Here is a 21,520-nt window from a genome sequence, read left to right on the forward strand (position 1 = left end):
AAGCACTCTGCGGCAACCTTACTGAGAGGAGCAGGAACAATGAGCAGAGGTATCCATCTGACCCGCCGTGGACTAATGACGGGTGCAGCAGCTGCGGCGTTCGGGCTGACAGTTTCGCCGCGACTGAGTTTTGCCCAGGCAAACGAGGACGCGCGTGCGGCATTTGCCGGGGCCGACATTGACTGGACCGCGTTCAAGGGTGAGAGCCTGACGATCGAAGCGATGACCCATCCTTGGAGCGCTGCCATCGAACCGCTCCTGCCAATCTTCACGGAGATGACGGGTATCGACGTCAAGCTGAATACCCAGTCAGAGACGGAATATACATCACAGATGCCGATCAAGCTGGGTGCCAAGTCGGCTCAACCGGACGTGATGATGATCCATGCGCTCGGCCAGTTTGTGTCTGCCGGCTGGGCTGCCCCACTTGATGAATTCTATGCTGACAAATCGATCTTCGATGCAGCCTGGTACGACCAGGACGATATCTTTGCTATGGCTCGCGAGTTCCCGACCCAGGCAGACGGGCAGAATTACTCAATGTCAATCACTGCGGAAGCGCAGACGCTTTTTGCCAACAAGGCGATGCTTGACGCTGCCGGTCTTGCCGTTCCAGCGACCATGGACGAGCTGCTTTCAACTGCACTGAAGCTGAAAACCGATACTGTCGCCGGGGTCGCCATGCGCGCCAAGTCCGATAGCTCGGCTGGTCCATGGACCTGCGGTGGTTTCGTCTTCTCCTATGGTGGCGAAATCATCGATGGAGAAGGGCGCTGCGTACTCGACAGCGATGCAGCCATTGCCGGCGTTGAGATGTATGGTCGGCTGTTGCGGGAAGCGGGGCCGATAGGCGTCGGCAGCTACCACTGGTACGAAGCGCTCAACGATTTCTCCAGCGGCGCGGCTGCACTTGGCTGCGACAGTTCCAACTTCGCCACCGACATTTCCAATCCGGACAAGAGTCTGGTTGCATCCGATGCCGTCTATGCCGCGATGCCGCGTGCGGGCGAGCATGCGATCAAGCCAAATATCTGGGCCTGGCAGGCCGGCATCAACGCTTATTCGACGAAGAAGAAAGCGGCCTTCCTGCTCCTGAGCTTCCTCAACTCCAAACCCGGCTGCATGCTGAGCTCCGCTGGCGGGCTTGCTACCGTGCGCAACTCCGCATGGAAGAGCGAGGCCTTCCGGAAGCGTTTCGGCGAGGCGGCAGCGAATGCGGCGCTTCTCAATCTCAATTCGGGCGATGCAAAGGTCTTCAAGGCCGCGTGGTTTCACCGCAAGTCCAGCGAAATTTTGGATCCCTTCGCCGTGGCGATCAATCAGGTCGTCACCGGTCAGGCCGATGCGCCGACAGCGCTTGATGCCGCAACGGCGAAGATCAACGCCGCCCTTCAGGGCTGACGCGGATTATCGAGCTTCACGGACTATTTCGGTGGGGCTCCCGATAAGAAAGACAGAGTAGTGCCTTCGAGCCAAATCACCATTCAACGCGCCGAGCGCAGCTTCATCCTGTCGATGCTCGCGCCGGCAACGATCCTGATGCTTTCGCTGACGCTGGTTCCTTTTCTCGTCAGCGTCTATCTCTCGTTTACTGATTATTCGCTGACTGCCCCGGACACGATAAACTGGGTCGGTTACAAAAATTATTCCGACCTCATGTCGTCGGCGGACTTCTGGAACGCCGCGCGTATAACGGCGGTCTTCACGATCGTCGCCGTCGGGATCGAGACAATACTCGGCGTTGGCATTGCGGCACTTCTGCATCACGAGGTCAGGCAGGCCTCATGGCTGCGAGTGATCTATCTCCTGCCTATGGCAATCACACCAATCGCCGCCACCTTCACTTTCCGGTTGATGTTCAACCCGACACAGGGGGTGCTGAACTATCTGCTCGGTCTCGTCGGCATTTCGCCCAGCGCTTGGACAGCCGCACCCGAAACCGCGCTTCTTTCACTCATTATCGCCGACGTATGGCAATGGACGCCATTCATTCTGCTTATTGTGATGGGCGGTATGGCGGCGCTTCCGCCCGAACCGGAAGAAGCAAGTCAGATGGACGGTGCAGGTCCGTTCCGCACTTTCTTCCTCGTCACGTTGCCACGGCTGAAACCCTATCTCGCGCTCGCTCTGCTGTTCCGGCTGATCGATGCCTTCAAGACCTTCGACATCATCTTCGTTTTAACTGGCGGCGGACCGGGCGTCGCCACGCGCACGCTGAATCTGCTCGCCTACAAGTACGGCATCGAGTTCCTGTCAATGGGCTACGCGTCTGCGCTTGCAATCGTGATGCTTGTCTTCACCCTTGTCGCGGGGCAGGTGTTCCTTCGCCGGCTCGGCTTGTTCGATCTCAAGGACTAAGCGCCATGAAGCTGTTCACATCCGTCTGGTTGCGCCGCCTCATCCTCTACATTTTTGCCATCTGGTGCATCTTTCCACTTTACTGGATCTTCCTCACAGCACTGAAGACGCCAATCCAGGCCATGGCCCGGCCACCTCTATTCTTGTTCGAACCGACTTTCGCCAATTTCGCCAAGGTCATCGGCAACCCCGATATATGGGCCTATTTTGCTTCTTCGACAATTGTTGCGGCCGGTTCAAGCCTGTTGACGCTCGCGCTTGGCGCACCGGCTGCCTACATTCTGGCACGCTATTCCTTTCGCGGACGTGGCGATTTCGGTTTCTGGCTGCTCTCGTCGCGCATGACGCCACCAGTTGCCATGCTGATCCCGTTCTTCGTTCTCTATTACCAGCTCGGCCTGTTGGATACCTATCTCGGACTAATCCTCGCCCACGTCACGCTCAATCTGTCGATCGTGGTCTGGCTGCTGCGGGGGTTCTTTTCAGAATTGCCGCGCGAAATCGAGGAGGCGGCTAGCCTTGACGGCGACAACCATTTCCAGGTTTTCGCCCGTATAACGCTGCCTCTCGCCATGCCTGGGCTGATTTCCGTTGGTATCCTGATCTTTCTCTTGTCGTGGAACGAATTCCTGTTCGCGCTGGTGCTTGGAGAATCCACAGTGCGAACCGTGCCTGTCGGCCTCTACGGCTTCATCGGCTACCAAACCATCGCATGGGCAGAGCTGTCGGCCTCAGCCAGCCTGCTGATCATCCCCGTCATCCTTTTCATCCTTGTCTTCCAGCGCCACCTCATCCGTGGCCTGACCATGGGGGCTTATCGCTGACATGACCGAAATTACCCTTCAATCCGTCACCAAGTCGTGGGGTGCGCTGAACGCTCTCAAACCGATCGACCTGCACATCCCCCATGGTGAATTCCTGGTGCTGCTCGGCCCTTCCGGCTGTGGCAAGACAACGACCATGCGCATTATCGCGGGGCTCGAAACCGCCTCCACCGGCAAAGTGCTTAAAGACGGCGCGGACATTACCAATCGCCTGCCGCGCGAGCGTAATATGGCGATGGTCTTCCAGAACTACGCACTTTATCCGCATATGAAGGTATTGGAGAACGTCACCTATCCGCTGCGCGCGCGCGGTATGAGCAAGGCCGAGCGCGAGAAGACCGCGCTTACCGCATTGGAGAAAGTGGGCCTTACTCCTTATGCCGACCGACTGCCAAAGAACCTTTCCGGCGGTCAGCGTCAGCGTGTGGCGCTCGCACGCGCACTGGTGCGCTCGCCTGACGTTTTCCTTATGGATGAGCCGTTGTCCAATCTTGATGCCAAGCTGCGCGGCGCGATGCGCGCGGAGATCAAACACATCCAGCGCGAGACCGGTATCACGACCATCTACGTTACCCACGACCAGATTGAGGCGATGACGCTCGCCGACCGTGTGATCATCATGGAGGCGGGTGAAATCCGTCAGATAGGTACGCCGGACCAGATCTATGACGACCCCGATAATCTGTTCGTCGCCGGGTTCCTCGGCTCACCGCCGATGAATTTCATTCCCGGTGAGATCCGAGGTGGCACCTTCCGGTCGGGCGCGGCCTGGATTGCCGCGCAAGACATAACCGATGCCAGGGAGGCCCAGCTCGGCATCCGTGCGGAGGATATAACGGTCGCCGGTGAAGGCGAGGCGGGCGATATGGTCGTTACTGTCTATTCGGTCGAGCCAACGGGCGATGCAACGCTCGTCGTCGCCGATCACGGCAAGGGCCGACTGGTGCTCAAGGCCGACAAGCATTTCCGTCCGAAGATTGGCGCGACCGTCAACCTCCGGTTCTCTCCCAATAGTATCCGTTATTTCGACAGCGCATCCGGCGCCCGGTTAAGGACTCTCCCATGAAAATCACAAAGCTCGAAACATTCGTTGTCGCACCGCGCTGGCTGTTCCTTAAAATCTCAACAGACGAGGGTATTTCCGGCTGGGGTGAGCCCGTTCTGGAAGGTCATGCGGAAACGCTTGCTGCGAAGGTATGTGAACTCGAAACATTGTTGATCGGGCGGGATCCACTGCTCATTGAAGACACATGGCAGATGATTTATCGCAATGGATGCTATCGTGGCGGACCTGTGTTGATGAGCGCCATGTCCGGTGTCGACATGGCACTGTGGGACATCAAGGGCAAGGCTTACGGCCAGCCTGTGCATGCGCTCATGGGTGGCAAGGTGCGCGACAAGGTCCGCACTTATCGCTGGATCGGGGGGGATCGGCCCAACAATCTGGTTGCAGATGCCAAGGCCTTGCTCGAAGCTGGTTACGATGCGTGTAAACTGAATGCGACCGAGGAAGTCCAATTCCTCGATTCCTATGCAAAGATCGACAAGATCGTCGCAAAGCTGGCTGAATTGCGCGATGCGGTCGGAACCAGCATGGACCTGGCTTTCGACTTTCATGGGCGTCTGCATGCGCCGATGGCCAAGATATTGTTGAAGGAAATCGAACCACTGCGCCCGATGTTCATCGAAGATGCGGTCGTGTCGGCCCAGGTCGATCATATGGCCGATCTCGCCCGTTCAACCTCCATTCCGCTGGTCACTGGTGAACGGATGCACAGCCGTTACGAATTCCGGGCAGTTTTTGAAAAGCGTGCTGCTGGTATCATCAATCCCGACACGGCGCATGTCGGCGGGATTTCGGAAATGGTGCGCATCGGTCATATGGCGGAAGCCTATGACGTTGCACTGGCGCCGCACTGTCCGCTCGGTCCAATTGCGCTGGCGGCCAGCCTTCAGGTGGATGCGATCTGCTACAACGCCGTCATTCAGGAACAGTCACTCGGCATTCATTACAACAAGGGTGGCGATCTGAACGATTATCTGGTCCCCACCAGCCAGTTCAAGGTGGAGGATGGCTTTCTCGCTATTCCTGAGCGTCCGGGCCTCGGGATTGAGGTTGATGAAGACGTGGTTCGTGCCCGTGCCATCGAAGGCCATGCTTGGCGCGCGCCTGTCTGGCGGCATGCTGATGGCTCGATTGCGGAGTGGTGAGGTGAGGGACTTCGACTATATCATCGTAGGTGGTGGTTCTTCCGGCTGTGTCACTGCAGCAAAGCTGGTTAGTGAACACGGCGCCCGCGTCGCGCTCATTGAACAGGGGCCGTCGAACCGCCACCCGCTTCTGCGTATGCCCGCAGGCTTCGTGAAGATGCTGAAAGGCAGCCGGTACCTGACCTTTCACAAGACGGAACCGCAGCCACAGCTCGATGGCCGCGTGCACGATCTGCCACAGGGGCGAGTGCTTGGCGGCGGGTCGACCGTCAACGCCATGGTTTACATGCGTGGTCGACGCTCCGACTATGAAGCGTGGAACCGCGCAACTGAAGCTAGTTCCAACGGTATCGGCTGGGGATGGGACGATCTCCTGCCCCATTACCGCCGACAGGAGGGCAACCAGTCGCTCGCCAGCCCGGCTCACGGCACAGATGGTCCGTTAAAGGTTTCAAACCCACGCCACATAGCCGAAATCTCCCATGTCTTCGTCAAGACGCTGCAGGAGATGGGGCTGCCGCTCCGCAACGACTTCAACAACGGCACGCAAGCGGGCGTCGGCTATATGCAGACGACGATTGGCGGTGCGCGACGGTGCGGAGCAGTCGAAGCCTTTATTGAGCCACTGGCGGACCATCCGAATTTGACGATCTTGACCGGTACGCGCGTACTCCGCCTCGTCCTTGAGGGAGGAAAAGCGGTGGGTGTCGAGATCGCCGAAGGCAGCCAGATCAGGACGCTTTATGCTGCAAATGAGATTATCCTCGCCGCCGGAGCCTTTGGGACGCCGAAGGTCCTGATGCTCTCAGGCTTAGGCCCCGCAGGTGAATTGCGCCGCCACGATATAGAAGTCCGGGCCGATCTTGCTGGCGTCGGTGAAAACCTGATGGACCACCATGAGGTTCCGCTTGTCGCCGCCACCCATGAAAAGCTCGGTTATTACGGTGAGGATCGCGGCATGCGCATGCTGGCTAACGGCCTGCAATACATGCTCTTCGGGTCTGGGCCCGTTTCGACCAATGGCTGCGAGACCTGCGCCTTCATCAATCCCCTCGATCCCTCGGGCGAACCAATGATCCAGTTCTATTGCGTACCGACCGTTTATCTCGACCGCGATGTGATGGGTGTTGCGCCGACTGATGGCGTTACCCTCAATTCCTGCCTGTTGCAGCCAAAGGCACGCGGCACCGTTCGCCTCCGCTCGGCGGACCCCGCAGCCCTACCGATTATCAACTCGAATTATCTTGGTCATGAGGATGATATCCGTCATGAGATTGCTGGATTGCGCTTTGGGCGCGAGGTGCTGAAGACCGGGCCGATGGCGAAAGTCGTCAAAGGCGAGATATTCCCCGGAGAGGCTTTCGGATCTGATGACGAGTTGCTCGCCCACTGCAAACTCACGGTCAAGACGAACTATCATCCCTGCGGCACCGCCCGTATGGGTGCCGAGGACGATCCGCTGGCTGTATTAACACCTGATCTGCGGGTGAAGGGTGTGGAGGGTCTGCGTGTCTTCGACGTTTCGATGATGCCGCGTATCGTCAGCGGAAATACCAACGCTCCCGCGATGGCAGTCGCCGATCGCGGCGTAGACATCATGATGGGGACAAACCGATGAAGTCGCCATTATAATCCGCAGCATAAAGCATTCGCTTCAGTTGCGCGACAGATCCATGCTTAATGGCAGGCTCCACCGTTTTTCGCAGAGATCTGTCAGAACGACAAGCCCTCATAAACTGAGAAGCCGACAAGTCAGGGCGCATGGATCGCTTCTATCCGCAGGGTCTCCAAGAACACTTCCGCTGCTGGTGACAGGCGCGCATGCGCACGCGTTGTAACGCCAATAAGCCCTGCAGTTGCGCGCAATGCCACCGGCAGGATGACAATGCCGCCGAGTGCAGCTTCCTGCCGCGCGACCTGTGCAGGAAAAACGGCGAGATAGTCGGCAGCCATCAACAACTGCCGGTTGGTGAGTAGCGATACGGAATCGATAGCATGTATCGGTGGTTCGAGACCTTCCTCCAGAAAGGTTATGTCGATCTGGCGTCGCATATTCGTTTCGGGGGTTGGCAGGATCCATTCCCATTCCGTCAATTCTGCAAGACTCAGATGATCGCGTTTCGTTAACGGATGATTTCGGCGCGCAACGACGCAGGCGAAGTCCTCGGTCAACACTTCCTGTTTGAGGCTCAGTGTCTCTCTGCGATCCGATAGCCGCCCGATGACGAGATCCAGTTCACCAGCCCGCAGTGCTGGGATGAGTATGTCATCCGTGCCCTCGACGACCTTCACCACCAATTTGGGTCGCTCGCGCCGCAATCGCGCGATCGCATTCGGCAGCAATTCGGCCGAGGCGGCCAGCAGGGTTCCAATTGCAACCCGTCCGCCCTTTCCATCACGCAGATCGGCCAGGTGCTCCTCCGCATCCGCGAGTTGCGTGAGCATCAACCTGGCGTGCTCGGCCAATGTGTCGCCGAACATCGTAGGCACGATCCCGCGATTGGTGCGATCGAAAAGGAGGGCGCCGGTTATTACCTCGACTTCCTGTAGAGCCTTGGTCACAGCGGACTGCGTCATGTTCAGTCGTCTGGCGGCCCGCACGAGATTTCCTTCCTCCACGATCGCGACAACCATTCGCAAGTGGCGAATAGTTAGATGGCTCGTAAGGGATTTGGCTCGTGCCTTGGTCATGCAATTGATATTCCATGAAGTCATGCAAAAATCCAGAAAATTCACTTGAAGGAATTTCAACGAATTAAAAGTTTCTGTGTCAGGGGCTAAGTGCGAATGGTGGAAGCACGAAAGCAGTGCATCATGAAGAGCTTGCTGCAGCTGGAATAGGCAACTGACCGATGACGCCGACCCCAGTAGGGATGGTGGGTTCGGTATTTACAGCATAGTTGCGTCCAGCGGTTAGCCACGCTTTCTACCATCGAAATTTTTACAACAGATCCCTCATATAACGGATCTCAAAAAAACGAATTATCGCAAAGTTCCATATAACGATCATCAATCGATGCGAGCACCACTGGTCGGATCAAACAGATGCATCCGTTCGCATGAGATACCCAGTTCGACCACATCGCCCACTGCTAGCGACATTTCGCTGTTGACCACAGCCATCAATTTCTCGGATCCAACCTCAAACACAACATGTGCTTGTGCACCGGTCGGCTCGATCAAACGCACTTTAGCCGGAATGCCGCCATCGCGTCTGACTTCCAGATGTTCAGGACGCAGACCTAGCACAACTTTGCCGCTTCTATCGGTGTCGCTGTCGGGCATTTCCAGTTTCGAACCGCTTGCCAGACGAATAGCAGCACCTGCTGAACTATGCTCGACCATCGCCTCAAGAAAGTTCATGGCTGGCGAACCGATGAAGCCTGCGACGAAGATATTGGCTGGTTTTGTGTAAAGTTCCATTGGCGTGCCTTGTTGCTCGATCCGCCCCTTGTTAAGCACCACCACTCTATCGGCCAGTGTCATCGCCTCAATCTGATCATGCGTGACATAGATCGACGTGATCTTTACCTTCTGGTGCAGTTCCTTGATCTCTGCTCGCATCAAGACGCGCAATTTTGCATCCAGATTGGAAAGCGGCTCATCAAACAGAAAGACAGAAGGCTTTCGCACAATGGCGCGCCCCATTGCAACGCGCTGACGCTGGCCTCCCGACAACTGGTGCGGCTTGCGGTCCAATAGGGCCGTCAGATCGAGCATCCGAGCTGCTTCCCCGACCCGATCCCGTATTTCCGCTTTCGGACGGCCTGCAAGTTGAAGGTTGAACGCTATGTTGTCAAAGACAGACATATGCGGATAAAGCGCATAATTCTGGAAAACCATGGCAACATCGCGCTCACTAGGATTAGCACGGTTCACATTCCTGTCGCCAATGTGCAGATCACCGGATGTGATTTGTTCCAGACCGGCGATCATGCGCAGTAAAGTCGACTTACCGCATCCCGAAGGTCCGACAAGCGCAACAAATTCGGCATCCGCAATCGAAAGATCGATGCTTGGAATGACTTCCACATTGCCATAGGCTTTGTGAATTGAACGAAGTTCGACCGAGGCCATGAAGTCACCCTTTCTGGCGATTGACCGGCGAAGACTGCCGACCCGCAACGAGAACTGCAAGATCGGGCCGATCAGTCGTCAATTGGCCGATAGGCTTGCTCAACCAATGTTCAAGCTCAGTTTCGGTATTTGGTACCCAACATCCAAGCCTTGGTATCCCAACTTCAGCCACACATTGGTCTAATACAATCTCCAGCAAGCTCTTCTCAAAAGCCAACACCGTTGCAACATCGTTGCCACGCTTCAGCACTTTTTCAAACCCACCAAAGAACTCCGCGGAGCGCCGGTCAATTGACATCAGCAACTGCTGGCCTGGAAATTTCATGCGCACATCCTCCAACACTTCCGGCACGAAGCAAGTGAGAAAGACGCGATCGAGCATATTGCGCTCGTGAGCAAGCGTGATGATCTTTTCAGGCATGCCCGGATAAGGCCTTCCTCGCTCATCAGTCTTGATCTCCAGCTCAAGCTCCAGCTTGGTAGGAGCGAAGATATCCAGAACGTCGGCCAGGGTGGGTACGGTTTGACCGCGACTGTCGTTCAAGAGGACTTTTCCAAGCGCCTCTGCACTTTGCGCCTGAATTGGTCCTCTGCCATTGGTGGTGCGATCGAGTAACGGATCATGGATCACAACCGGCACACCATCTGAACTCAGATGAACGTCCAGTTCCACTGCGTCGACATTCAGAGCGAGAAGGTTCTGGAAGCCGGTTAGGCTGTTTTCGACCCACAGGTTGCGCCCACCGCGATGACCAATGATCTTCACCATTTTCATATTCTCCAATTGCTTGCTATTTGCCGCTGTCGACGAGGCCCTTCACGAACCATCGCTGCATGATGAGGATCACCAGTACGGGCGGAAGCATGGTCCAAAGCGAGGCGTTCATCAGAAGGTGCCATGTCGGAAGGCCGTCCGACTGCGGCATGACCTGTTTCAAACCTACAACTGCGGTCGCCATGTTGGGGTCGGTCGTCATCAACAATGGCCACAGATACTGGTTCCAGCCCATCAGAAAAAGAATGATCGATAATGCCACGATGTTCGACCGGGACAGTGGAAGTAGAATGCGGAAGAAAAATTGCATCGGTTTAGCGCCATCAATTCGTGCAGCTTCACACAAATCGTCTGGAATTGTCAGAAAGAACTGCCTGAACAAAAATGTCGCCGTTGCGGAGGCGATGATCGGCAGGATAAGCCCGGAATAGGTGTTCACCATGTTCCAGTTCAACTCGACTGAGACACCGAGCCAGGCAAAGATGATGTTGAGCGGCAGCGCCATATTAGCTGCGGATTCATAAGTTGGGACGATGCGCACCTCAATCGGCAGCATCATCGATATGAATATCAGCCAGAAGGCGGTCATTCGGAACGGAAAGCGGAAATAGGTAACGGCAAAAGCCGCCAGCACAGACAGTACCAGCTTACCGACGGTAATTCCGAGGGCCACAATAACCGTGTTTAACAAAAGCTGTCCGAAATTGACAGTTGTCAGAACTTCCAGCGAATTAACCAAAAACTGATCGCCCGGCAACCAGCTCATCGGGACTTTCAACACGTCCTGCTGGCTCAGTGAACCCGTGACCGCCACGAAATAAAGTGGCAGGCAAACCAGTAGGATCCCGATTATGAGAACCGCATGGCAAACGACATCCAGAACCGGCGTGCGTTCATTCATGATTTACACCGCATAATTGACGCGCCGCTCGACCAGGCGAAACTGTGCGAATGTGAGGGCAAGAGCGAGTATCATCAAAATGACCGACTGCGCGGCAGAAGAGCCCATATCCAGGTTGACGAAGCCATCCTGATAGACCTTATAGACGAGGATCGAAGTCGCACCTGCTGGTCCGCCACGAGTGGTGGCATCAATAATCGCAAATGTGTCGAACAGGCCGTAGACGAAATTGATAACGATCAGGAAGAACAGCGTAGGTGCGATCATCGGCAGGGAAATGCGCTGGAACCGTCGAATGGGCCCAGCACCATCGATCGCGGCAGATTCCAAGATCGAGCGTGGTACAGCCAAAAGCGCAGCTACAAGAAAAATATAGTTGTAGCAGATGTGCTTCCACGATGCCGCAAGAATGATGAGGATCATCGCATCGGTGGTGTTCTTCGTAGGGTCCCAACCAATACCCAGCATGTGCAGCATTTGCGCGATCGGTCCAACGCGCGTGTTGAACAGAAATGCCAGCATTATGCCTGCAACTGCTGGCGCGATAGCATACGGAAGCAACAAGATCGTACGATAAGCGACACGCGCACGAATGACATGGTTGGTCGCAAAAGCAAACAGCAACGCAACCGAAAGCGTGATTGCATTCTGCGCCAGCGTGAACCAGAGCGTCATTTTGGCCGCCGTCCAATAGGACGGGCTGGCAAGTAATGCCGCAAAGTTCGCGAACCCAACCCATTGCACTGAACCGCCAAACGGATCATTGAGCTGAAACGCCTGGATGAGTGCTCTGAATGAGGGAATGAAGAAGAAGAACAGCAAGACGAGCATTTGTGGCGCCAGCAATAGGACTGGCGTTTTCCATTCTCGAAAATGCGCGCGTTTCAGGCCGCTTTCCTGCCGCTCCCCCAAAGGGGAGCGCAGACGGAAAGCACCTCCACCTTGTGCTTTCATTGCCTTATTTTCCTGCGCTTAGCTTTTCAAAGCGGCGAAGCACTTCGTTGCCGCGCGTGACAGCGGAATCTAACGCTTCCTGTGCCGGTTTCTGCCCCAGTGAGGCAGCCATCACTTCTTCCATAATGAAGATATTGGCCTGATTGGAGTTACCGAAGCGGAAGCCCAGTGAATTATCGGAGTTCGGCTTGCGCATAAGCTGTTGAATCGCGATGGCGCGGGTGGGATGCTGTTCGAAATAGCCTTCGCTTTTCAGCGCTTCATAGGCCGTCGTCGTAACGGGAACATAGCCGGTGTTTTTGCTCCACCACACCTGAGTTTCCGGCTTTGCTAGAAAATCGAAGAAAGCGGCAGCGCCTTTATATTCATCGTCGGAATGGCCCTTCATTGCCCATAAAGCGCCGCCACCGATGACACTATTATGTGCTGTACGGTCCTTTTCATGGGGCAGGAAAGTCGCATTCCACGGGAATTTTGCTGAAGCCTCCACCGCGGCATGAGACGCAGTCGATGCAATAATCGTCGAACAGGTACCTGAGGTGAACAACTGAACCGGCTGAATTCCCTGTCCCGCGATCTCCATAACCCCGCTCGAAACAAGGTCATGCATGCGCTCCACTTGACGGGTCAGAGACTTGTTGAAGACAAACTCGGTATCGATGCCATCAATGCCGTTGCGCTTTGTGCCATAGGGGTAGTCGTTCACGGCAGCGTAATTTTCGAGAAAACTCCACTCATAGTCGCCCGGCAAAACCATGGCGCATTTCGAAATGCCCTTGTCATGGATCGCGTGCAACTGTTGTGTCAGCTCATCCCAGTTATCAGCTGGCTTTTCAAACCCTGCGGCCTTGAAATGATCCTGATTATACCAAAGGATTGGCGTTGACGAGTTGAATGGCAGAGCCTGCAACGTGCCCTTGTCGCTATAGTAAGCGGCGACCGGTGCAATCACCGTACTCCAGTCGATGGTGTAGCCTTCCTTGGTCATCAGATCGGCGACGGGTATTACTGCCGATGAGTTCAGCATGGTCAAAAATGCGCGCTCATTGGTTTGCACAATGACCGGCGCGCGCTTCGCGCGATAGGCTGCAATCATCGCATTGATGAGCTCTTCGTATTTGCCCTTATTGACCGGGACAATCTCATACTCATTTTGAGATTCATTGAACTTCTTCGAAAGTTCATTCACGCGATCATTGAGCACGCCTCCCATCGCATGCCAGAATTCGATCTGCGTTTTTGCTTCGGCCGTTATGCTGGAAAGCATCGAACAGCCCAACATCAAGGAAGCCACTAAAAGACGCCTCATCGTATCCTCCCATATCGATCAAGTGCTTTTATGATGAGCATACGCTCTAGCAAGGGTTTGTCCAGCCCATAATTTGAAACATCCAGTTAATCACGTTTCATGGCCTTTAATATGTATATCTCCATATCTTCACGCGAAGGGTTATTGCTCTTCCAGACGGACTATGATTATCATACGCTCACCTATCAATCATATTCTCACGAGTCGCTCGATGGATATCACCCCACTGAATCCTGCCACGCTAGCATTCGATCTAATCATTTTTGACTGTGACGGGGTGCTGGTCGACAGCGAGATCATCAGCTGCGGCGCAGTGGCCGATGTGCTGAACAGGCACGGCGTACCCACGGACCTCGACTATGCCTTGCGCACTTTCCTGGGACGCCCGGCGTCGGCAGTGACGGATGCCTTCACAGAACAAATGAACAAGCCACTCCCCGACACATTTGTTTCAAGCTGGCGTGAGTATCTATTTACGCGCTTCGAACAGGAACTGGTTGCCGTCGATGGAATTCGTTCGGCGATTGAAGCGATACCATTGCCCCGCTGCGTCGCCTCATCCAGCGATGAGGAGCGACTTCAGATGTCGTTGGGGCAAACCGGCCTGCTGCCACTTTTCGAAGGCAATATCTTCAGCACAACGATGGTGAAGCATGGCAAACCCGCTCCTGACCTCTTTCTCTATGCGGCCAGAGAGATGGGCGTGCCGGCCTCACGATGTGTTGTCATCGAAGACAGCCCCAGCGGCGTGAAGGCCGCCAAGGCTGCGGGCATGACGGCTGTCGGATTTACGGGTGGGAGCCATTATTCGGTACTGGACAATACTGAAACATTGCGTAATGCCGGTGCGGATCACATTTTAAAGCGTGCTGCTGACCTGCCTTCCTTACTGAGAGAAATTTCCGCCGATGGCCGATAACGACAAGCCCAGACTGGACGATGCCGCAAGAGCGGGTTGGCTTTATTATATTGCCGGTAAGACACAGGACGAGATCGCCCAGATGCTGGGCGTTTCGCGCCCGACGGCACAGAGATTTGTATCCCAATGTCGGTCTGAAGGACTGATCACGTTTCGAATGAACCATCCAATAGCAAATTGCATGGAACTTGCGGGCAGGCTGTCGGAGAAATTCGATCTAGCTTATTGCGACGTTATTCCCTCAGAGGGGACTTGGCCGGAAGGCTCAACGACTGTCCCTGAAGCCGCTGCCGTTTTCATAGAGCGGCAGTTGCGGTCCAGAACTGCCATTGTGATGGCGCTTGGCACCGGCCGCACCATGCGCGCCACGGTCCAGCGCGTTTCTCCACTCAACGGCTCGGTCCATCGACTGGTATCATTGGTGGGGCATATTGGCATTGACGGATCGGCGAGCCCGTTCGACGCCTTGATCAAACTTTCGGAAACAGTCAACGCACAGCATTATCCGCTTCTTTTGCCGCTCTACCTATCTTCGGTAGAAGAAAGGGACGCGTTGCTGGCGATTGAGCCGGTGAGGCGCGTCCACCAACTCGCATCGACTGCCGATCTCTGGGTGACCGGGATCAGCGATCTGGCGGCGGATTCGCCACTTGCAAAAGAAGGGTTTCTGAGCCGCGATGAGCTTTTTGAACTTAACAGGCTCGGAGGCGTTGGAGAAATTTGCGGTTGGGCATTTGATATCGATGGGAAAATCGTCGAAGGTGCTACGAATTTGCGTATCACCAGCGTCGCGCCGCAGATCAATGTCGGCAGACAACGTATTTGCGTGGCTTCAGGTGAACGGAAAGTGCAACCATTGTTGTCTGCGCTCCGCGGCAACATCATCAATGGACTCATTACCGATGAAAATACCGCGATGAATTTGCTGGCCTGATAATCCAGCACCTTAATAAAAGCCGCGGTTGTATCGGTTAGACATACTTCCCGTCGTCGGCACTCCCACATTGTTTAGGGTTCTGGCGCGCCGGGACGCGTACGTTAGCGCCTGTTCCGGAAAACGGTTTGTAATTCCGTTATTTGTGGCTCAATCAGCTTACTTATTATAATAATTTATGGAATAGTAATTCAGTCTCGCTGCCTGGTGCACGATTTCAATCCACGCCATCATGTCTCCATCCAAATGCTCGCCAGCAATATGAACGATGCAATTTGCTCTGTGCAAGTAATTGGATAAATACGGATTGGGCTGTAATCGAGCTGTTAAACTCCTTCGGGGTGTCGCCTTGGCCGTCCATGCAATACAGATTTGCGAGAAGTCGTGAATGCTCTGCTTAAAATTGCTTCTTCAGGCGCAGCGCAGCGGCTTCTCCCAACTAATCACTACCATCCTCTGCGGTGTAGGATTGTTTCTATTCCTGCCGCATTGACGGTCTGCTGCACAGATCAAAGAGGGCCTGCCGTAGCAACACGTAAACAAGCGTGATACGAATTTTGACTGGCAATCAGTCCAGGATGTGGTCGCACAGACGGAATAATCGAGCCATAGAGTTCAGAACCCATGAAATACCATATCAAGCGCAGCCACAATCTCGTCATGCGATGCAGAGAGGTTTGTAACTGAGGTCTTCAAGACCGATACTGGTATTGCGGCCATGAACTGCGTGACTAAGACGTACTCCTCTCCTTCAATATCAAAGGTGGGATTAAGCCGTTTGGCGGGGATGGGTGCCAGCGCTTTGATAATGAGGGGGATGACAATACGTGTTTTAAGCTCATCCAGTAGATCGGCTTGCACGTCTAGCACATAGCCGCCACCCGGATTGGAATAAACGTCATATCTTGCCATTAGAACTGACGATAATGGTCGAGAGGTAAGCCATTTGCTTCGATGTACGCATTTGAGCTTTGCATCGCTGCACGGTTATCTTTTTTCCAAAGTGCTGATTTGGCAGCAGCCAACGCCTGTGCAATACCAATCTCGGCTGCGCGCGAAATATTAATATTATGGCGGCGTGCTTCCGAAAGAAGCTCACTATCAATTGAAAGATTGGCTGCGCGTTTGAGTGTGCGGACAGGTTGCGATTGTGGCATAAGAAACGCTCCTTCTTGCCAGAAATATATGCGCATAACTATGCGCAAACAACTGTAATATTGTAACACTTCAATCATCGCCATTTAAACCAGCAAACGATGGCTTTCCAAGCGTCCGAAGCCTGATGAGCAATATCCCGGCGTGTACGTCAAGATCCGCAGCATTATGGGGTAGCGATAGATCAAGCGCGGCAGCGTCAAATTACGATTCGCCCCAGTCAATCAGCGCGATCCGATCGTCCGTCATTAAGATGTTCCGTTAGCGAGGGGCGCTGCGAACAACGCAGATCTGGCGGCCGAGAAGCCGCGTCTACACGGCTTGGCATCGCACTTCACTCTCTGGGGCGCCGCGCTAAGATTAATTTTCGTCCCTTTTTCGGCGTTTAGAAGGTCGGTTTATGACCGCCAGCCAGGACGTAGGGGCCAACTTCGGGTCAGGCGGTGCAGTTCGTGTAATGTAGTAGCCACCCGCCGCCAGTTCTTCTCCGTTTGTGGTGAATTACCTTTCAGATACTTTATCACGACCTGACTATCTTCGAACATCGCCCATCCTTCTTTGGGAAAGGAAGCGGTACCGCCATGCATTCTGATCCAGATACCGGAGAAGCCCTATCTCTCCGGCCAAATCAACGTCGCAACGCATGTCCAGATGTGCCGCTGCGAGGCGTCCGCCGTCAGTATGCTCCTCAAATCGTTTGGAAGGCCGCCGGTGAGCCGTTCTAGACCGTCGACATCCAAGCCCTTCGGCGGTCGAAAGCTTCTTATCGCATTTGCGTAGCTTTCAGGAGTTCGAGTTAATTGAAGTCGCGCCAGACATTATCATATCTGTCTCTTGCGGATTGCTATGACCAGACGGAAGACGGCAAAGGCAGCGGAAGCGAGATATAAAAATCCGCCGATGAACATGATGCCGTATACGCCGGCGAACAATTCGCGGTCTTCTCTGAACCTGTCGGGCGTCCCGGTTACAGGATAGACAAAAGCCGCGATGATTTCGCCTATCCCATATCCGACGAAGAGGCAGACCGGCACCAGCAGCAGAAGGCTGATGAGAAAAAAGAAGATCGGTTTCAGCATTGTCCCTTACATCCCAACATCAACCAGCTTGTCGAGCGAAAAGCGTTCGGAACTTGCGTCGCAGCGGTGCCAATCCATCTGCGCGTTCGGTTCATCGCGGTGCCCGTAGCACCAGTCCCTTTCATTCAGCGCTACGCCATAAATCCTCATTGATGCGCAGGCGACGACGATCTGGACATCATGGCTTATGCTGTGCAGGCAGATGTCACCAGTCTCGTTGAAGAGCTGTTTGAGCTCATCGTCAGTCTCGGTGGCTTGTGCAAACAGCCTGTCGGCAGCCACGGCGGGACATGCCATCTGCGATCCGATAAAGAACAGGGAAAGTCCGAGCAGCTGCCGGTTCATCGTATTGTCCTTTCATCATGGCGATCAGAAGGCAGGGGTTGCAATCAGTCGTCGATGCCTCGACCGGTCTGCTTGAAGCATTGGGCCAGCCGCGCAGCCACCGCGTTATAGGTTTTTACCTCATTGGCAGGATAGATCAGACGAAAGACACGAACTATGTCGATGCCGTCCGCCGCATTTCGTTCTAGCAGGAGCTTGGTGAAGAAAACATTGCCTTTCCAGTGAGCGGAGACGACGGCCCAGTCCATTGTAGCGCGGCGATAGGTGACGGTGGCGCCAGCGTCGGCAAGGCCGCCAATGAGGGTATCCATGTCCTGCTCGAGGACATTGTAGCTGCCCCAGACCGCCAGTTTTGCGCCCGACTTGCCGGTGAACTTGCGGCCGTCGCCATTATCGGCCTCGGGCTGAGCAGTCAGAAGATCTGCCGGATAGCAGATGGAGTAACCGAAGCGCAAATTTTCATAGACATCCCATTGATGGACCGATGCCACAGCTGGCATGCACAGGAATGAAATGGTTAAGGCTCCGGCAAAGGGTCGTTTCAAAATAATCATCCTTCTCTCCATTCGATAATCGCCTTCGGGAGCTGAAGTTCCGTTCAAATGAAATGCACCATGAGCGCGGCGCTAAGCCCGACAAGGACGCCACCGCTAACCTTCGGAATCCAGTCAGCGAAACCGGAGGAGGCAATGCGTGGCGATGCGAAGGAGGCGATTGCCACAGATGCAAGATCGCCGAGCGAGAAAGCTCCGTTCACGATGATACCAAGCAGCAGGAACTGAAGCCAACCGGGCATCGCTCTTTGCGGATCGACGAATTGGGGCAGGAACGTCAGAAAAAATAACGCAGTCTTCGGGTTGAGAATCTCGACTACGATGCTGTCGCGTAGAACGCGTCTGTGCCGCGAGGAGATTTCGGTTGCTTCGTTTGCGACGGAGGCAAACATCATCCTTCCACCCAGCCACAACATGTAGAAAGCTCCCGCCAGCCGCAGGAATGAATAAAGTACGGGGGCATGGTGCAGGAGTGCCGCCAGCCCCGCAGACGCCGCCGCTATATGGACATAGCATCCGAGGTGAATACCGAGGGCTGCCATCAAGCCAGCTCTTTGCCCGTAAGCCAGGGTTTGCGCTGACATATATAAAATGGCCGGACCCGGCATGAAAGCGAACACCAGTGTGGCAAGGACGAATGGTATCCAGGTTTCCAGCAACATGCTGCCGATCTCCTATCTCCCGCCGAGAAAGAATGAACCAAACTTTATTCATCATGAGAAACGATTTATCATCATGCTATTCATGACGATCTGAGGTGAAACGGTGTTTGATATTGTACTGTTGCGGACCTTCGAGGCAGTCGCCAGCCTATCAAGTTTTACAAAGGCAGGGCAGCAACTCAACTTGACGCAATCCGCCGTAAGCGCCCATATCCGGCGGCTGGAGGAGCAGGCGGGAAACGTTCTTCTCGAACGCAATACCCGCACGGTGGCACTGACCCCACAAGGACAGGCGCTGCTTGGTTACGCAAAGGCGATCCTGCGCCTGAGCGAGGAAGCGCGGACACTAATGAAAGGCAGCGCCAACGCAGTCCATTTGCGGATTGGCACATCCGATGATTTGACGAGCACCTGGCTGCCATCTGTATTGAAGAGGTTTCAGGACTCTCGTTCGGGGCGAACGCTAGAGATCCAGATTTCCAATACAAACTCTTTGCTGGGAATAATGGATAAGGGCGAACTTGACCTGATCATCGGTTGTCGATGCCGTGGCGACCAGTCCGGTATTCATTTGTGGAACGAGCCCCTCCGATGGGCAATCGGAAAGACTTCGCTCGAAGCTGGAGCAACCGTCCCGCTCGCAGTTTTTCCTGAACCGTGTCCCTATCGGGATGCTGCTCTTGTCGCGCTGGCTGCAAAAAACTGTAAATGGCTGATAACAACCATCAGTCCCAGTCTCGGCAGTTTGACGGCATTGGCAGCAGCTGGGCTCGCGGTCACACCATTGAACTCGAGTTCCATACCCGCAAAACTGCAGACGGTTGACACCAATGAGCTGCTGCCTTCGTTGCCCGATGTTGAATTTGTTGCCCACGTCAGGCCCGGTCTGTCTGAAGAGAACAGTCTACTCACGCGCTCAGTCATTGACTGGATCACTATCAACAGGCCGAAATCGACTTCATAGCTGGCGCACAATTCCAATCTAAGCTGGGCTTTTGCGTCCAATTTCATCTACGTGAGCAGTCCGCGCAGGTTTCCGTCTCGACCTGAACGCGAGGAGGGGATGCCAGAAACATGAAGAGGTTCATTAACGCCGACGTTGATGGGCCACCGCTTACAGTCCGGCAATGAGCATTATTCCTGGGACGGGCCGCAAGCGATCATATCAATTGAGGGTGGGGCTTTCCGCAAGAAAGGAGGACCAAACGATGAACGTGGAAGAATTGGCCAGAAGGGTATTTCTAAGTCAGCCCTTCAGTCAGTATCTGGGCGCGGAACTCGTTGCTGTCGGTGATGGCAATGCAAATATCTCTCTGATTATCCGCGAGCATCATACCCAGCAACATGGCTTTGTTCATGGAGGCGTGATCAGCTATCTGGCAGATAATGCGCTGACATTTGCAGGCGGGCTCGCTCTAGGCGGTGACGCGCTTACCTCTGAATTCAAGATCAACTTTGTTCGACCTGCCAAGGGCCGTATATTGTTTGCAAATGCCTGGACATTAAGCAAAGGGAAGCGGCAAGCTGTGTGTCAATGCAAGATTGTTTGCGATGCGATACTGGTGGCGGTCGCTCAGGGAACGATTGTTGCAGCTTAAGCGTCCTTCAGGGCTATTTTGCATGTAGGTTCATAAGTTAAGAAATCGCCCGCAACAATGCGAAACGTGGCTATTTGAAGATAGTTTATTATATCGAATGGGCTCGGTTCCATCTATGTAGGGCTCTTGTTTCAACAAGAGCCGGTGTAATGAGCATTGATAATTAAAAGGCGATCTAGACTGGCAATTTGGAAGTGGAGCTGCATGAACCCGTTGAATTGGCCGTACGGTTAATAGCTCCTAGTCAGCGTGCAGCAATAGCCAGTGTGGCCCTAGGCTCGTTATAGTCAGATCGATTGTTCGTCTGGACGGCATTCATTGATAATCCAAGATGATGTATTACTGTCCACATTACCGGCGGGCCGTGGGCTCAATTCCCATCAAGGCATAGCGGTCTGTGCTCCATCGACACGTGCGTTTCCTGACTGGCAATCTACGAGGAAGATGTGGCGACAATTATCGTTCGGTGGGTCGCCTTTTCGTTAGAGTAAGGGGCGCCTGAAAAAGATCGTCAGAAGAGTTCAAATTGTGTATTCGAATACACCTAATTGCGCGTGCTCTTGCTGAATCGCGATAGCCAACAAAGCTGTTGCACACGTTTCAAATCAGCGAATTTAACATTCCCTAAAGTTCGATAACTTGTCCCGCTATTCGAACATTCTGCCATAATCATCTCGGTGAGCGGTGTCACGAAATACGACATTTACCGTATTGTTGGCCCTTTGCCGCTAGCGTAGATTTATGTCTAATTGACTAATGCAACCAGTTTTTCGTGGCCGTGTTTTGGCTTCGAAAGGCAAAAATTCTCTGTCGTTGGTAGAATTGGGGTATTGATTTTCAGCTGATACTGGAACATATTTTCCAG

22 protein-coding genes and 2 pseudogenes are annotated in these 21,520 nt (G+C 54.3%); 11 read left to right on the forward strand and 13 right to left on the reverse strand.

The features are described from left to right. The first annotated feature begins 39 nt into the window (after positions 1-39). The 6 genes from HWX93_RS18270 to HWX93_RS18295 are packed head-to-tail and all read left to right on the forward strand — an operon-like array spanning position 40 to position 7,011. A complete protein-coding gene (locus HWX93_RS18270; RefSeq protein WP_176038200.1) occupies positions 40-1,401 on the forward strand; it encodes an ABC transporter substrate-binding protein in 1,362 nt (453 codons plus the stop codon). A 60-nt stretch (positions 1,402-1,461) separates the two neighbouring features. Further along, positions 1,462-2,358, forward strand: a complete 897-nt coding sequence (locus tag HWX93_RS18275; RefSeq protein ID WP_235969136.1) for a carbohydrate ABC transporter permease — start codon at positions 1,462-1,464, stop codon at positions 2,356-2,358. Positions 2,359-2,363: 5 nt separating this feature from the next. Further along, positions 2,364-3,182 carry a carbohydrate ABC transporter permease gene (locus HWX93_RS18280; RefSeq protein WP_176038201.1) on the forward strand — a complete coding sequence of 273 codons (819 nt, stop codon included), beginning with the start codon at positions 2,364-2,366 and terminating at the stop codon, positions 3,180-3,182. Between the two features lies 1 nt (position 3,183). Then, positions 3,184-4,248, forward strand: a complete 1,065-nt coding sequence (locus HWX93_RS18285) for an ABC transporter ATP-binding protein (RefSeq protein WP_176038202.1) — start codon at positions 3,184-3,186, stop codon at positions 4,246-4,248. Continuing rightward, entirely contained in the window at positions 4,245-5,393 is a 1,149-nt protein-coding gene (dgoD, locus tag HWX93_RS18290) for a galactonate dehydratase (RefSeq protein ID WP_176038203.1), read from the forward strand. The genes HWX93_RS18285 and dgoD overlap by 4 nt, the downstream gene beginning before the upstream one ends. Next, positions 5,302-7,011 (forward strand): GMC family oxidoreductase, encoded by a 1,710-nt coding sequence (locus HWX93_RS18295; protein ID WP_235969137.1) that lies wholly within the window; start codon positions 5,302-5,304, stop codon positions 7,009-7,011. The genes dgoD and HWX93_RS18295 overlap by 92 nt, the downstream gene beginning before the upstream one ends. A 134-nt stretch (positions 7,012-7,145) precedes the next feature. Here the strand turns inward: HWX93_RS18295 and HWX93_RS18300 are convergent, their stop codons facing one another. The 6 genes from HWX93_RS18300 to HWX93_RS18325 all read right to left on the reverse strand — a co-directional run bounded on the left by HWX93_RS18300 (position 7,146) and on the right by HWX93_RS18325 (position 13,409). Then, positions 7,146-8,084, reverse strand: a complete 939-nt coding sequence (locus HWX93_RS18300) for a LysR family transcriptional regulator (protein ID WP_176038204.1) — start codon at positions 8,082-8,084, stop codon at positions 7,146-7,148. Positions 8,085-8,402: 318 nt separating this feature from the next. Beyond that, the gene (locus HWX93_RS18305) at positions 8,403-9,470 is read right to left on the reverse strand and encodes an ABC transporter ATP-binding protein (RefSeq protein ID WP_176038205.1); all 1,068 of its coding nucleotides are present in this window, start codon (positions 9,468-9,470) and stop codon (positions 8,403-8,405) included. Positions 9,471-9,474: 4 nt separating this feature from the next. Further along, positions 9,475-10,239: a glycerophosphodiester phosphodiesterase family protein gene (locus tag HWX93_RS18310; protein ID WP_176038206.1), complete on the reverse strand. Its 765-nt coding sequence runs from the start codon at positions 10,237-10,239 to the stop codon at positions 9,475-9,477. 22 nt (positions 10,240-10,261) lie between these two features. Then, a complete protein-coding gene (ugpE, locus tag HWX93_RS18315; RefSeq protein ID WP_109989654.1) occupies positions 10,262-11,146 on the reverse strand; it encodes a sn-glycerol-3-phosphate ABC transporter permease UgpE in 885 nt (294 codons plus the stop codon). A 3-nt stretch (positions 11,147-11,149) separates the two neighbouring features. Further along, a complete protein-coding gene (locus HWX93_RS18320) occupies positions 11,150-12,100 on the reverse strand; it encodes an ABC transporter permease subunit (protein ID WP_176038207.1) in 951 nt (316 codons plus the stop codon). A 4-nt stretch (positions 12,101-12,104) separates the two neighbouring features. Continuing rightward, positions 12,105-13,409 carry an extracellular solute-binding protein gene (locus tag HWX93_RS18325; protein WP_109989656.1) on the reverse strand — a complete coding sequence of 435 codons (1,305 nt, stop codon included), beginning with the start codon at positions 13,407-13,409 and terminating at the stop codon, positions 12,105-12,107. Positions 13,410-13,620: 211 nt separating this feature from the next. Here HWX93_RS18325 and HWX93_RS18330 point away from each other — a divergent pair, with 211 nt between their 5' ends. From HWX93_RS18330 to HWX93_RS23030, 3 genes and pseudogenes are all read left to right on the forward strand, one after another. Continuing rightward, entirely contained in the window at positions 13,621-14,328 is a 708-nt protein-coding gene (locus HWX93_RS18330; protein ID WP_109989657.1) for an HAD family hydrolase, read from the forward strand. Further along, positions 14,318-15,262, forward strand: coding sequence for a sugar-binding transcriptional regulator (locus HWX93_RS18335; protein ID WP_109989658.1), 945 nt, complete (start codon positions 14,318-14,320; stop codon positions 15,260-15,262). Before HWX93_RS18330 ends, HWX93_RS18335 begins: the two co-directional genes overlap by 11 nt. A 342-nt stretch (positions 15,263-15,604) precedes the next feature. Next, positions 15,605-15,700, forward strand: a pseudogene (locus HWX93_RS23030) (IS5/IS1182 family transposase); the annotation flags it as partial. A gap of 177 nt (positions 15,701-15,877) precedes the next feature. Here HWX93_RS23030 and HWX93_RS18340 read toward each other — a convergent pair. The 7 genes and pseudogenes from HWX93_RS18340 to HWX93_RS18365 form a co-directional block, all read right to left on the reverse strand. Continuing rightward, positions 15,878-16,174, reverse strand: coding sequence for a CcdB family protein (locus HWX93_RS18340; RefSeq protein ID WP_109989659.1), 297 nt, complete (start codon positions 16,172-16,174; stop codon positions 15,878-15,880). Further along, a complete protein-coding gene (locus tag HWX93_RS18345; protein ID WP_419191077.1) occupies positions 16,174-16,503 on the reverse strand; it encodes a type II toxin-antitoxin system CcdA family antitoxin in 330 nt (109 codons plus the stop codon). The genes HWX93_RS18340 and HWX93_RS18345 overlap by 1 nt, the downstream gene beginning before the upstream one ends. Further along, positions 16,494-17,184: pseudogene (locus HWX93_RS23035) on the reverse strand (phosphotransferase). Before HWX93_RS23035 ends, HWX93_RS18345 begins: the two are co-directional and overlap by 10 nt. Positions 17,185-17,238: 54 nt before the next feature. Continuing rightward, positions 17,239-17,496, reverse strand: a complete 258-nt coding sequence (locus HWX93_RS18350; RefSeq protein WP_176038208.1) for a hypothetical protein — start codon at positions 17,494-17,496, stop codon at positions 17,239-17,241. A gap of 6 nt (positions 17,497-17,502) precedes the next feature. After that, complete coding sequence (locus HWX93_RS18355) at positions 17,503-17,841, reverse strand: hypothetical protein (protein ID WP_176038209.1); 339 nt, start codon at positions 17,839-17,841, stop codon at positions 17,503-17,505. Between the two features lie 44 nt (positions 17,842-17,885). Beyond that, positions 17,886-18,395: a hypothetical protein gene (locus tag HWX93_RS18360; protein ID WP_176038210.1), complete on the reverse strand. Its 510-nt coding sequence runs from the start codon at positions 18,393-18,395 to the stop codon at positions 17,886-17,888. A gap of 44 nt (positions 18,396-18,439) precedes the next feature. Further along, complete coding sequence (locus HWX93_RS18365) at positions 18,440-19,057, reverse strand: LysE family translocator (RefSeq protein WP_151678988.1); 618 nt, start codon at positions 19,055-19,057, stop codon at positions 18,440-18,442. A gap of 103 nt (positions 19,058-19,160) precedes the next feature. Between HWX93_RS18365 and HWX93_RS18370 the strand changes: the two genes are divergently transcribed. Then, a complete protein-coding gene (locus HWX93_RS18370) occupies positions 19,161-20,021 on the forward strand; it encodes a LysR family transcriptional regulator (RefSeq protein ID WP_176038211.1) in 861 nt (286 codons plus the stop codon). A 244-nt stretch (positions 20,022-20,265) separates the two neighbouring features. After that, entirely contained in the window at positions 20,266-20,655 is a 390-nt protein-coding gene (locus HWX93_RS18375) for a PaaI family thioesterase (protein ID WP_176038212.1), read from the forward strand. Positions 20,656-21,520 lie beyond the last annotated feature (865 nt).

The sequence above is a fragment of the Brucella tritici genome (genome assembly GCF_902825325.1).
GTDB lineage: Bacteria > Pseudomonadota > Alphaproteobacteria > Rhizobiales > Rhizobiaceae > Brucella.